This window comes from Streptomyces sp. NPDC043878 (assembly GCF_056435735.1).
Genome location: NZ_JBWKDW010000002.1, coordinates 95726 through 107388, shown reverse-complemented (window position 1 = coordinate 107388; position 11663 = coordinate 95726). Strand labels below are relative to the sequence as shown.

13 protein-coding genes, 1 tRNA gene and 1 pseudogene are annotated in these 11663 nt (G+C 71.6%); 2 read left to right on the top strand and 13 right to left on the bottom strand.

The genetic code is table 11. The annotated features are described in order from the left end of the window. Nucleotides 1–154: 154 nt before the first annotated feature. Together AC07AZ_RS04160 and AC07AZ_RS04155 are read right to left on the bottom strand one after the other, a co-directional pair. A complete protein-coding gene (locus AC07AZ_RS04160) occupies nt 155–2647 on the bottom strand; it encodes an MFS transporter (protein ID WP_478844162.1) in 2493 nt (830 codons plus the stop codon). A 93-nt stretch (nt 2648–2740) separates the two neighbouring features. Next, on the bottom strand, nt 2741–3244 hold the full coding sequence (locus AC07AZ_RS04155) for a MarR family winged helix-turn-helix transcriptional regulator (RefSeq protein WP_478843597.1): 504 nt from the start codon (nt 3242–3244) through the stop codon (nt 2741–2743). 205 nt (nt 3245–3449) lie between these two features. Here AC07AZ_RS04155 and AC07AZ_RS04150 point away from each other — a divergent pair, with 205 nt between their 5' ends. After that, nucleotides 3450–3647 (top strand): hypothetical protein, encoded by a 198-nt coding sequence (locus AC07AZ_RS04150; RefSeq protein ID WP_478843595.1) that lies wholly within the window; start codon nt 3450–3452, stop codon nt 3645–3647. A gap of 28 nt (nt 3648–3675) precedes the next feature. On the opposite strand, the gene AC07AZ_RS04145 is transcribed toward AC07AZ_RS04150, so the two are convergent. The 9 genes and pseudogenes from AC07AZ_RS04145 to AC07AZ_RS04105 all read right to left on the bottom strand — a co-directional run bounded on the left by AC07AZ_RS04145 (nt 3676) and on the right by AC07AZ_RS04105 (nt 9438). Then, the gene (locus AC07AZ_RS04145; RefSeq protein WP_478843593.1) at nt 3676–4410 is read right to left on the bottom strand and encodes a hypothetical protein; all 735 of its coding nucleotides are present in this window, start codon (nt 4408–4410) and stop codon (nt 3676–3678) included. A gap of 134 nt (nt 4411–4544) precedes the next feature. Beyond that, a complete protein-coding gene (locus AC07AZ_RS04140) occupies nt 4545–5447 on the bottom strand; it encodes an RNA polymerase sigma factor SigF (protein WP_478843591.1) in 903 nt (300 codons plus the stop codon). Nucleotides 5448–5715: 268 nt separating this feature from the next. Next, the gene (locus tag AC07AZ_RS04135; protein WP_478844160.1) at nt 5716–6777 is read right to left on the bottom strand and encodes an RNA polymerase sigma factor SigF; all 1062 of its coding nucleotides are present in this window, start codon (nt 6775–6777) and stop codon (nt 5716–5718) included. Nucleotides 6778–6962: 185 nt separating this feature from the next. Further along, nucleotides 6963–7253 (bottom strand): annotated as a pseudogene (locus AC07AZ_RS04130) (Dabb family protein); the annotation flags it as partial. Nucleotides 7254–7295: 42 nt separating this feature from the next. Next, nucleotides 7296–7475 (bottom strand): hypothetical protein, encoded by a 180-nt coding sequence (locus AC07AZ_RS04125; RefSeq protein WP_478843589.1) that lies wholly within the window; start codon nt 7473–7475, stop codon nt 7296–7298. Nucleotides 7476–7608: 133 nt separating this feature from the next. Next, nucleotides 7609–7693: transfer RNA gene (locus tag AC07AZ_RS04120), tRNA-Ser, on the bottom strand. Between the two features lie 132 nt (nt 7694–7825). Continuing rightward, nucleotides 7826–8389, bottom strand: a complete 564-nt coding sequence (locus AC07AZ_RS04115) for a nucleoside deaminase (protein WP_478844158.1) — start codon at nt 8387–8389, stop codon at nt 7826–7828. A gap of 74 nt (nt 8390–8463) precedes the next feature. After that, the gene (locus AC07AZ_RS04110; protein ID WP_478844156.1) at nt 8464–9012 is read right to left on the bottom strand and encodes a tRNA adenosine deaminase-associated protein; all 549 of its coding nucleotides are present in this window, start codon (nt 9010–9012) and stop codon (nt 8464–8466) included. A gap of 240 nt (nt 9013–9252) precedes the next feature. After that, entirely contained in the window at nt 9253–9438 is a 186-nt protein-coding gene (locus AC07AZ_RS04105; protein WP_478843587.1) for a hypothetical protein, read from the bottom strand. Between the two features lie 141 nt (nt 9439–9579). On the opposite strand from AC07AZ_RS04105, the gene upp reads away from it, so the two are divergent. Continuing rightward, nucleotides 9580–10215: a uracil phosphoribosyltransferase gene (gene upp, locus AC07AZ_RS04100; RefSeq protein WP_478843585.1), complete on the top strand. Its 636-nt coding sequence runs from the start codon at nt 9580–9582 to the stop codon at nt 10213–10215. Nucleotides 10216–10286: 71 nt separating this feature from the next. Here the strand turns inward: upp and AC07AZ_RS04095 are convergent, their stop codons facing one another. Continuing rightward, nucleotides 10287–10928, bottom strand: coding sequence for a LytR C-terminal domain-containing protein (locus AC07AZ_RS04095; protein WP_478843583.1), 642 nt, complete (start codon nt 10926–10928; stop codon nt 10287–10289). 178 nt (nt 10929–11106) lie between these two features. Beyond that, on the bottom strand, nt 11107–11403 hold the full coding sequence (locus tag AC07AZ_RS04090; RefSeq protein ID WP_003999914.1) for a type II toxin-antitoxin system VapB family antitoxin: 297 nt from the start codon (nt 11401–11403) through the stop codon (nt 11107–11109). Between the last annotated feature and the right edge of the window lie 260 nt (nt 11404–11663).

Here is an 11663-nt window from a genome sequence, read left to right as displayed (position 1 = left end):
AGAGCCCCCCCCCCCCCCCCCCCCCCCCCCCCACCCCCCCCACCCCCCCCCCCCCCCCCCCCCCCCCCCACCCCCCCCACCCCCCCCCCCCCCCCCCCCCCCCCCCCCCCCCCCCCCCCCCCCCCCCCCCCCCCCCCCCCCCCCCGGGGCCGGACTACTCGCCCGGGTGGGCGAGGTGGACGTCGTGGCCGTCGGTCCCGCGGCCGTCGACGGTCAGCGCCGTGGCGACCGGCGGGTAGCCCGTCGCGATGACGGTGTACTCGCCGCTGTCCAGGTCGGTGAAGGCGTACGCCCCGTCCGTGCCGGTGGTGGCCGTGCCGACCACGTTGCCCGCCGCGTCCACCAGCGTCACGCGGGCGTCGGCGAGGGGGCCGTGCGGCGCCCGAACGACTCCCTGGAGCTGGGCGCCGGCGTCGAGGTCGACCTCGATCCGGGTGACCCCGGTGCCGCCCACCTCGACGGGCAGCGCGCGCGGCCGGTACCCGGCGGCGTTCACCGCGACGGTCACGGCACCCGGCACCAGCTCGGTGAAGGCGAACTCGCCCTGCTCACCGGTGCTCCCGGTGGCCAGCAGGTCCCCGCGCACATCGGTCACGATGACCATGGCGTCCTTCACGGGCGCCCCGGACTCCGCGGCCCGCACCAGACCGTTCAGTCCGCTGGTGCCGCTGAGCAGGATGTCGTACGCCACCGGCTCGCCGTTCACGACGACCGTGGACGCCTGCGGCTGGAACCCGTCGGCGGAGGCGATCAGGACGTACGAGCCGGTGCCCGGCGCGTCCACCGCGTAGGAGCCGTCGGCCTGTGCGACCGACCGGCCCAGCTGCCGGCCGGCGAGCGAGATCAGTGTGACGGCGGCCTGCGGGAGGGGCGCGCTCTCGGCGCCGCGGACGAAGCCGCGGACCGGGATGCCGGCGCTGCCGCCCTGGTCCCCGTCACCCGCGGACGCCTGCGCGACGGTGAGCGTGGCGACGGAGGAGAGCTGCCGCGTGTCCTCGGGACCGGTGCCGGTCTCGTCGGCGGCGGCCCACCCGGGGGTCCTCGCCGCGACCGGCGCCGGGGCCTCGGCGGTGGCCGCGGCCTCGGTCGCCGGCGCCCTGCCGGTGTCGGAACCGGCGTCGGCGTCGGCGGCCGCCGCCTGGGCCAGCGCGCCGCTGGTCCGCAGCGGGACCTCCTTGATGAACAGGGTGATGAGGAAGGCGAGCAGGGCCAGACCGGCGGCGATCAGGAAGACGTCCGCGATGCCGTGGCCGTAGGCGCTCTCCATGACCGTGCGCAGCGGCGCGGGCAGCTTGTCCATGTCCGGGATGGAGTCGGAGCTCGAACCCGAGGCCAGGGACGCGTACTTCGGGCCGAGTCCGGCGATGCCGTCCTGGGCGTAGCCGGTGATGCGGTGGGCCATGACGGCCCCCAGCGCGGAGACGCCGACCGCGCCGCCGAGGGACCGGAAGAACGTGACGGTGGAGCTGGCCGAGCCGAGGTCGGCGGGGGCCACCTGGTTCTGCGTGGACAGCACCAGGTTCTGCATCATCATGCCGATGCCCAGACCCAGCAGGGCCATGAAGATCGCCATCTTCCAGTAGTCCGTGTCGTAGCGGACGGTGCCCAGCAGGCCGAGGCCCGCCGTCACCAGCACGCCGCCGCTGACCAGCCAGACCTTCCACTTGCCGGTGCGGGTGATGAACCGCCCGGAGACGGTGGAGGAGATGAACAGCCCGCCGATCATGGGGATCGTCATGACACCCGACATCGTCGGCGACTTGTCCCGGGCCAGCTGGAAGAACTGGCTGAAGAACACGGTGCCGGTGAACATCGCGACGCCCACGAAGAGCGAGGCGAGCGAGGACAGCGTGATGGTGCGGTTGCGGAACAGCCGCAGCGGGGTGATCGGCTCACGCGCCCTGGACTCGACGAGCACGAACAGCAGGCCCAGCACGATCGCGCCGGCGACCATCGTGTACGTCTGCCACGACACCCAGTCGTACTTGTCACCGGCGAAGGTGACCCACAGCAGCAGCAGGGAGACGGCGGCGGAGATGAAGAACGCGCCGCCCCAGTCGACCTTCACGTCCCGCTTCACGACGGGCAGGTGCAGGGTCTTCTGCAGCACGATCAGCGCGATGACCGCGAACGGCACACCGACGTAGAAGCACCAGCGCCAGCCGAGCCACGAGGTGTCGGTGATGACACCGCCGAGCAGCGGGCCGCCGACGGTGGCGATGGCGAAGGTGGCGCCGAGGTAGCCGGAGTAACGCCCGCGCTCACGCGGGGAGATCATCGCGGCCATCACGATCTGCGCGAGGGCGGAGAGACCGCCGACGCCGACGCCCTGCACCACACGGCAGGCGATCAGCATGCCGGGGTTCTGCGACAGACCCGCGGCGGCCGATCCCAGCACGTAGACGACGAGGGCTATCTGGACGAGCGCCTTCTTGCTGTACAGGTCGGAGAGCTTGCCCCACAGCGGCGTGGTCGCCGTCATGGCGAGCAGCGAGGCGGTGACGACCCAGGTGTAGGCGGACTGGCCGCCGCCGAGGTCGCCGATGATCTCGGGGAGCGCGTTGGTGACGATCGTGGACGACAGGATCGCCACGAACATGCCGAGCAGCAGCCCGGAGAGCGCCTCCATGATCTGCCGGTGCGTCATCTGGACGCTGTCGGGGGAGCCTCCCCCGTGCTTGGCGTGAGCCCGCACACCGGCTGGTGTGGTCGTTGCCATGGGCTTCCTTCTCTTCAGTGCTTATGCGGGTGTACGGGTGGTCTGTTCGAGTACGGGCGGCTCCGCGGGCCGGTGCCCGGGTGCCACGGACGCGGAACGGCAGTCGTCGAAGCTCGCCCGCAGCCGGGCCATGAGCCGGGTGAGCTGGCCCACCTCGTCGTCGCTCCAGTCGCTCAGGCGTTCGGCGAGGATCCGCGAGGTCCGCAGGGACAGTTCGTCCACCTGCGTCACGCCCGCGGGCGTCAGGCGCAGGATGCGCGAGCGCTTGTCCGCCGGGTCGGGGGAGCGTTCGATCCAGCCGCGCTCGGCGACGTGCGCGACATGACGGCTGGTCACCGACATGTCCACGGCGAGCAGCTCGGCGAGCCTGCTCATGCGCATGTCCCCGTGGCGGGCGAGCAGGGTCAGCACGGCGGCGGACCCGCTCGGGCAGTCGCCCGGCAGTATCCGTCCCATCTCCCGTTTCACGGCGCCGAAGGCGCTGAACTGACGGATCAGCTCCTCGTATCGCGTCTGCTCGCCCATCGCACCTCCCGTATTCGTTGCTTAGGGCAACCATAGAGGCGGTTGGTTGCTACAGGCAAATAAAACGGTGGCCGGTCGGACAAAAAGTTGGCAAAGGCACGTATCGCGAACGTAAACGCACAGGTGAGGGGCGGTGACCTGGCGGTGAGGCCGGGGCGGGGCCCCCACTTGGGTCGTCCCCGCCTATTCGCTAGTGTCTCGGTGCATGGCTAACACCCAGGGCCCCCAGGGCAACCACGACCCCGCCGGCAACACCCAGATGTTCCGCGCGTTCGTCGACGAGGCCCCCCAGGGCCGGCAGCAGCAGGCGGCGGCCTCCTCCGGCCCCCGTATCGGCGTCATCCTCGCAGTGGTCGTCGCGGTGATCGTCGTCGCGGCGGTGGCCTGGCTCGCGCTCAAGTAGGACGGGCGCGCTCCGGCAGGACGTGCGGCTACCGCCACCGGACGGAGACGTCCCGGGTCTCCACGTGCATGCCGAGGGGAACCCGCCAGGCGTCCACGCAGACCGTCCAGGCCCCCTCCTTCCGTGCGCCGGCCGCGATCGGCGCCGGAAGGTCCACGGTGGATTCGACGGTCGCCCAGTCGATGCCGAGCGCGCCGACGACATGCGTCCCGAAGGTCACCGTGCCCGAACGCACGGCGGTCCCACCGCTGTTGGTGAACTCCACGGTCACCTTCTCGCACCACCGCTCGTCCGCCGGCTCGCGCACCGGGTCCCGCCAGGTCACCACGGCGGGACCGCCGGGCGCGGGTTCAGGCGTTCCCGTCGCCCCGGGCGAGGTCGAGGGTGCAGACGGTGTCCCGGGCGAACTCGGGGATGAGGACGCGGACCCGGCACCGGACGGTGAACTCGTGGTCGTACGGCCGGAGTCGGCGCCCCCACCGGGACGGCCCGCACCGGATTCCGTACCACCACCGGCCGGCTCACCGGCAGGCGCCTGTGCCGCGCCCCCGCCCCGACTGCCGTTCACGGCAGGGGAGTCGGCGGGCCCGCTCGCTCCGGCGCCGTCGAGCGGCACCAGCGTCACCCGCCCCGTCGGCGTCACCGCCGTGGCGGCGGCCGGTCCGCCCGCCGACCCGGTGGCCACGTAGCCGCCGCCGTCACCGCCCCCGCAGGCCGCCAGGACCCCGCCCAGACAGACGACGGCCGCCGACGCGCCGATCACGACGCCTCGACGGCCATGTGTCCATGTCGCCCGTGTCACTCGTGCCGCACAGGATGCCCTGGTCGCTCGAAGCATCGCGCCATGGTGGCTGACGCTCCGTCAAATAGGAAGGCCCGGGCGGCTGTCGCCTCACCTCAGTCCGAGATGAGCCCCTCCCGCAGCTGCGCCAGCGTCCGGGTCAGCAGCCGGGAGACGTGCATCTGCGAGATGCCGACCTCCTCGCCGATCTGCGACTGGGTCATGTTGGCGAAGAAGCGCAGCATGATGATCTGCCGCTCTCTGGGCGGGAGTTTGGCGAGCAGCGGCTTCAGCGACTCGCGGTACTCGACGCCCTCCAGCGCGGTGTCCTCGTAGCCGAGGCGGTCTGCCAGGGATCCTTCGCCGCCGTCGTCCTCGGGGGTCGGTGAGTCCAGCGAGGAGGCGGTGTAGGCGTTGCCGACCGCGAGGCCGTCGACGACGTCCTCCTCGGAGACCCCGAGGACGACGGCGAGTTCCGCGACGGTCGGCGACCGGTCGAGCTTCTGGGCGAGTTCGTCACTGGCCTTCGTCAGCGCCAGCCGCAGCTCCTGGAGCCGGCGCGGGACGCGCACCGACCACGAGGTGTCGCGGAAGAACCGTTTGATCTCGCCGACGACGGTCGGCATCGCGAACGTCGGGAACTCCACGCCCCGTTCGCAGTCGAAGCGGTCGATCGCCTTGATCAGGCCGATGGTGCCGACCTGGACGATGTCCTCCATCGGCTCGTTGCGGGAGCGGAAGCGGGCGGCCGCGTAGCGCACCAGCGGGAGGTTGAGCTCGATCAGCGTGTCCCGGACGTACGCGCGCTCGGGGCTGTTCTCGTCCAGTGCGGCGAGCCGCAGGAAAAGGGAGCGGGACAGGGTGCGGGTGTCGATGGCTCCCGAGGTCGGAAGCGACGGAGCCGGAGCCGGAGCGGGGGCCGGCGGAGCCTGGAGGACCACAACATCGTCGATGAGCGTGGGCGCAACCTCGCTCTTCGTGAGCGTGAGCACCTTCGAGCTGCCCTGGTCTGCGGACATGCCACCCCCTTTGGGTCGCGGGACGGTCGCGGCGGACGCTCCCGTCTGAGGAACGCAGCCTTCACCTGAATACCGGAGCCGGAGCCACGGCAAACGCGCTGCACGGAGAATGTCACATGTCGGCAACACGCTGTAGTGACATGTCGACATGTGAGATGCGAATACGCCCTGGATAAAGGGGGTCTGACGGTTTTTCACAAGGAAAACGTCGGGATCCGCGCTGGTGAGCGATTCGCTCTCGCCGGTGACGTCTCGCTCGTGCTTGCGGTTACGCCTCGATACGGTTCGCGGAGCGCAGTCGCTGGAAGCTACGCGCGAGTAGGCGCGAGACATGCATCTGGGATACGCCGAGTTCCGCACTGATCTGCGACTGGGTGAGATTGCTGTAGTAGCGCAGAAGAAGAATTCGCTGCTCGCGTTCGGGGAGCTGGACCAGGAGATGGCGGACCAGATCCCGGTGCTCCACGCCGTCCAGCGCGGGGTCCTCGTAGCCGAGCCGGTCCAGCAGCCCCGGCAGCCCGTCGCCCTCCTGCGCCGCCTCCAGGGAGGTCGCGTGGTACGACCGCCCGGCCTCGATGCAGGACAGCACCTCCTCCTCCGTGATGCGCAGCCGCTCGGCGATCTCGGACGTCGTCGGAGTGCGCCCGAAGGCCGTCGTCAGGTCCTCCGTCGCGCCGTTGACCTGCACCCACAGCTCGTGCAGCCGGCGCGGCACGTGGACCGTGCGGACGTTGTCGCGGAAGTACCGCTTGATCTCCCCGACCACCGTCGGCATCGCGAACGTCGGGAACTGCACGCCCCGGTCCGGGTCGAAGCGGTCGATGGCGTTGATGAGCCCGATGGTGCCGACCTGGACGACGTCCTCCATCGGCTCGTTGCGGGAGCGGAAGCGGGCGGCCGCGTAGCGCACCAGCGGGAGGTTGGCCTCGATCAGCGCCCCGCGCACCCGGTCGTGCTCCGGCGTGCCCGGCTGGAGCTCCTTCAGCTGGCCGAAGAGCACCTGGGTCAGGGCCCGGGTGTCGGCACCCCGGCTGCGCTGCGGGGCGGGGGCGGCGTCCTGGGCTTCCTGCGCGGCCGGATCGGCCTGGGCTTCCTGGGGGCTCTCGGTGTTCTGGGGGCTTCCGGCGCTCTCCGGTCTGCCGGCGTCCGGCGAGCTCTCGGTGTCCGGCGGGCCTTCGCTGTCCTGGGGGCTTCCGGCGTCCGGTGGCCTTCCGGCGTCCGGTGCTGCGGGCACCGCCCCGACCTCGGAGGCGGCCGGGGGAGTCGGGGCGGCCGTCGCGGCGGGAATGGCCGGTGAGGCTTGCTGGGGCGGCGCGGTACTGGCCGACACGGTCAACGCCACCTCTTCATCGGTCATCCATCGGTCAACTCATCCATCAAAAGCGGTCATAGCATCACAAGACATGTGCACTGTGTGCAAGCACCCCATAACGCCGTGTTGAAGGCAAGTTGGGCTGAAGGACGCGGGAAAGCCCCCCGCCGGTCCGGCGGAGGGCTTCGGGAGAAGGGGGTGCAGAACTCGTAGTCGGCGATCACCCACGTGGCGAACTCCCGCCACAGCGCGACACCCGCCTGGTGTGCCGGATGCTCCAGATAGCGCTGGAGGGCCGCCGCGTCCTCGACCGCCGAGTTGATGGCGAAGTCGTAGGCGATGGGCCGGTCGGTGATGTTCCAGTCGCACTCCCAGAAGCGCAGCTCCTCGATCCGGCCGCCGAGGGCACGGAAGGCCTCGACGCCCTTGATCACGCGGGCGTCGTCGCGCCGGACGCCCTCGTCGAGCTTGAAGAGGACCAGGTGGCGGATCATGAGGACTCTCCCGGGCGGGTACGAAGGGGCGCTGCGGTCGCGTCAGTTCTTGGCTCCGTCGGCGATCCAGGACATGAAGTCACCGACGGCCTTGGCGGCGTCCGATATGCCCTCGAACCCTATCTGGACGTAGTCGGCGGCCTTCGCCGGATCCGTGATGATCACGTAGAGCACGAAGACCACGAGCACATAGACGGCGATCTTCTTCGAATTCACCGCCACCGCGGCCTCCCCTGTGACTGTTGTGCCCCGTGGGCCCCCTGTTGACCGGCGGCGAGTGTAACCTTCACACCCTTTGCCGGGATCGGTCAGGACTGCACGAAGGGCCCCGTCTTTCGACGGGGCCCTTCTCAAGCGGTAGCGGAGGGATTTGAACCCTCGGTGACTTGCGCCACACTCGCTTTCGAGGCGAGCTCCTTCGGCCGCTCGGACACGCTACCGAGGGAGACCTTACAGCAAGGGGGCTCGTGGTCCGAAATCCGATTCCCGCCCCGACAGCCGCGGTCGGGGACGGAGGTCGGGACGGCGGACGGGGACGGTGAGCGGCGGACGGGGACGGTTGGCGGCGGACTTCAGCGGGCGCGGAAGAAGTCCGTGAGCAGGCGCGCGCACTCCCCGGCGAGCACGCCCTCGATCACCTCGGGCCGGTGGTTGAGCCGCCGGTCGCGCACGACGTCCCACAGGGATCCGGCCGCGCCGGCCTTCTCGTCGCGGGCGCCGTAGACGACCCGGTCCACGCGCGACTGCACCAGGGCGCCCGCGCACATCGTGCAGGGCTCCAGGGTCACCACGAGCGTGCAGCCGGACAACCGCCACTCGCCCGCTCCCGACCGCCGCCGGGCCCCGGACACACCTGTGGCGCCCATCGCACCTGTCGCACCGGACGCGCCGAACCCCTCGGCGGCCTCGGACGCACCGGACCCACCGGGCGTCTCACCTCCCGGCCGGCCACCCAGGGCCGCGGCGCCCCGCCGCAGGGCGAGGACCTCGGCGTGGGCCGTCGGATCACCGGTCACCTCGCGCTCGTTGTGCCCGGCGGCCAGCACGGTCGTGCCGTCCGGTGCCAGCAGGACGGCGCCGACGGGGACGTCCCCGCCGCGGCCGGCCTGCTCCGCCTCGGCCAGGGCGAGCCGCATCGCGGCCCGCCAGGGGTCGCGCACCGGGTCCGGAAACGGGTCCGGACCCGGCGGGTCCTCCGGGTCCGCCCCGGTCAGCGGACGGTCTCCAGGACCTCGGCGGCGCCCAGGGCCTCCGCGATCGCGGACAGCGCGTCGTCGGCGTCCAGGGCGAGCAGCTGCTTCACGCCGACGCCCAGGTCGTCGAGGATCTCGCTGTCGCCGACGGGGCTGTGCGGCACCGCCTCGGCGGAGGTGCCGTCCTGGTCCTCGTCGTCGTCCGCGTCGTCGTCTTCGGGTTCTCCGTTCTCCGTACCGTCGAGGTCGAGGGAGTCCAGGTCGGCGACGACGTCGTCGCCGGGATCCCTTCCGAGCAGTTCGTCCGTGAGCAGGATCTCGCCGTACGAGCTGCGGGCAGCTGCGGCGGCGTCCGAGACGTAGATGCGAGGGTCGTCCTCACCGTCGATCCGGACGACGCCGAACCAGGCGTCCTCCTGCTCGATGAGCACCAGCACCGTGTCGTCCTCCGGAGAGGCTTCACGGGCCAGCTCGGCCAGATCCGACAGGGTCTCCACATCGTCGAGCTCTGTGTCGCTCGCTTCCCACCCGTCTTCGGTGCGCGCGAGCAGTGCGGCGAAGTACACCGTGACTCTCCCACTGGTCATAGGCGTGCCGGTTGGGGGTCCCCCCGGCGGAGGTCGCGGGCGGGAGAGCTGCGCTCCGAGCCCCACCCACTCGAAATCGTGGCAGATACAAGGCGTTCAGGGGACGTCTTCCGCCCCCTGTGTCCGCTCGTTTTGATCGTCCACGAGCGGGATCGTACGCGGCCGCCCGGGCGGCACACGCACTCGGCCGCCCTCGGAGGGGCGGGAAGAGCGCCGCGGCTACCAGCGGAAGGTGCGCATACGCATGGCGTGGCGCAGCCGTGCCGTCTTGGCGCGGCGGGGCTGTACACGGTCCCGCAACTCGCGCGCCTCGGCCAGCTCCCGCAGGAACTGGGCCCGGCGCCGCCTGCGCTCGGATTCGGTCTCCTCCCGCGAGGCGTCCTCGCGAGACTCTCGGTCAGCCATGGCACACCACCCCAGGTACGTCCTTCCCACGTTCCCTCCGACGAGCGGTTTGATGCCCGCGCGCGGGTGACGAAGGGGGCGGTCGGCCCGCTGTCGCGCTCGGGGGCGCCGCCCCCACCGGGCACGGCTACTGTGGGGGCCATGCGTCTCCACGTCGTCGACCACCCTCTGGTCGCCCACAAGCTCACCACGCTGCGCGACCAGCGCACCGACTCCGCGACCTTCCGGCGTCTCGCCGACGAACTGGTCACCCTGCTCGCCTACGAGGCCACGCGTGACGTGCGCACCGAACAGGTCGACATCGTGACCCCGGTCTCCCCGACCGCCGGCGTCAAGCTGTCCCACCCCCGTCCGCTGGTGGTGCCGATCCTGCGGGCCGGTCTCGGCATGCTCGACGGCATGGTGCGGCTGCTGCCGACCGCCGAGGTGGGCTTCCTGGGCATGGTCCGCAACGAGGAGACGCTGGAGGCCTCCACGTACGCGACGCGCATGCCGGAGGACCTCTCGGGGCGCCAGGTGTACGTCCTCGACCCGATGCTCGCCACCGGCGGCACCCTGGTCGCGGCGATCCGGGAGCTCATCAAGCGCGGCGCCGACGACGTGACCGCCGTGGTGCTGCTCGCCGCCCCCGAGGGCGTCGAGGTGATGGAGCGTGAGCTGGCGGGCACCCCGGTGACGGTCGTGACGGCCTCGGTCGACGAGCGGCTCAACGAGCACGGCTACATCGTGCCGGGCCTGGGCGACGCGGGCGACCGGATGTACGGCGCGGCGGAGTAGCCCCGGCCGAGGCACCCCGGGACTTCAGCGGCCGGCCGCCCCGGCCGCTGAACCGTTTGTCCTACGGCTGCTCAGCAGCTCTTCTTCGGCGTGGCGGGCGTCTGCCCGGGCGCGGCCAGTCCGGCCAGCGCCCGGTCGGCGGCCGCCTTCTTCGTCAGCGCCTTGAAGCCGTTGCCGAGCACGAGGTCGATCGTGCGGCCCTTGCGGGCGGCGTCGGTGCGGCGCTCGGCGGTGCCCAGCTGGGTGGCGAGCACGGGCAGTGAGGTGTTGAGGGAGGACGCGGGACCGAGGAGCACGCCGGTGCCCTTGACCTTCTTGTCGAACTCCTTGGCCGCGTTGCCCACTTCGCCGATCTTGAAGCCGCGCTTCTTCAGCTCGTCCGCCGTCTGCTTGGCCAGCCCGCTGCGTGACGTGGCGTTGAAGACGTTCACGGTGATCTGGGCCGGCTTGGGCAGCGCCGCCGCGACGCCGGGCGAGGCGCTCGCCCGGGTGGTGCAGGCGGCCCGGGAAGCGGCCGCCGCGGCCCGCTTGCCGCCACCCGTGAAGACGTCGATGAGCTGCAGGGTGCCCCAGCCGACCAGGCCGAGCGCGGCGAGGGAGGCGATCAGTCCGACCGCGAGCCTGCCGCGCCGCCGGGGCCGTCGCATCCGCGGGTACTTGTCCCCCGTGATCCGGTACTGGCCGCCCATGCCAGGGGGAGTCAGCATGCTCATGAGCGCAGCGTAGTGCGACTCGGCGGTGATTCCTACTAGATGATCATTCGACGTCGCGCAGGAGAACCCGAAAGGGTCAACACCCGGCTCACCTGGGCGAGCGGAGGCGGGCAGGGGGGAGCGCGGCGCCCCGGAGGTGAACCGGGCCGTCGTGGGTGGGGGACGCGGAGAAGGGCCGTCAGTCCAGCTCGAGGACGCGGGCGTGCAGGACCTGGCGCTGCTGGAGTGCGGCGCGGACGGCACGGTGCAGGCCGTCCTCCAGATACAGGTCGCCCTGCCACTTCACGACGTGCGCGAACAGGTCGCCGTAGAACGTGGAGTCCTCGGCGAGCAGGGTTTCCAGGTCGAGCTGGCCCTTGGTCGTCACGAGCTGATCGAGGCGGACCGGGCGCGGTGCGACGTCCGCCCACTGCCGGGTGCTTTCCCGGCCGTGGTCGGGGTACGGCCGGCCGTTTCCGATGCGCTTGAAGATCACACGGAAAGCCTACCGGCCCAGAGCTTCACGGCGCAGCCATGGCGGTGGAGTGTGCCGCCGGAAAAGACGCCGTGAATCGGTTCAAAGGGGAACGGGAGACCCGGGCGGATGGCCGCGGAACCGTGGTGCCGGCACCGTCGCCGGGGGGGGGGGGGGGGGGGGCCCCCCCCCCCCCCCGAAGGGGGGGGGGGGGGGGGGGGCCTCCTCCCGGGGGGGTTGGGGTTCCCTTTCCCAAGAGGGGCCGAGGGGGGGGGGTTGTC

Bases quoted from the DNA above. Each gene is read 5' to 3' on its own strand.
- AC07AZ_RS04160 (WP_478844162.1), bottom strand. From the start codon at position 2,647: ATGACGCACCGGCAGATCATGGAGGCGCTCTCCGGGCTGCTGCTCGGC.
- AC07AZ_RS04155 (WP_478843597.1), bottom strand. From the start codon at position 3,244: ATGGGCGAGCAGACGCGATACGAGGAGCTGATCCGTCAGTTCAGCGCC.
- AC07AZ_RS04150 (WP_478843595.1), top strand. From the start codon at position 3,450: ATGGCTAACACCCAGGGCCCCCAGGGCAACCACGACCCCGCCGGCAAC.
- AC07AZ_RS04140 (WP_478843591.1), bottom strand. From the start codon at position 5,447: ATGTCCGCAGACCAGGGCAGCTCGAAGGTGCTCACGCTCACGAAGAGC.
- AC07AZ_RS04115 (WP_478844158.1), bottom strand. From the start codon at position 8,389: ATGCGGCTCGCCCTGGCCGAGGCGGAGCAGGCCGGCCGCGGCGGGGAC.
- AC07AZ_RS04105 (WP_478843587.1), bottom strand. From the start codon at position 9,438: ATGGCTGACCGAGAGTCTCGCGAGGACGCCTCGCGGGAGGAGACCGAA.
- upp (WP_478843585.1), top strand. From the start codon at position 9,580: ATGCGTCTCCACGTCGTCGACCACCCTCTGGTCGCCCACAAGCTCACC.
- AC07AZ_RS04095 (WP_478843583.1), bottom strand. From the start codon at position 10,928: ATGAGCATGCTGACTCCCCCTGGCATGGGCGGCCAGTACCGGATCACG.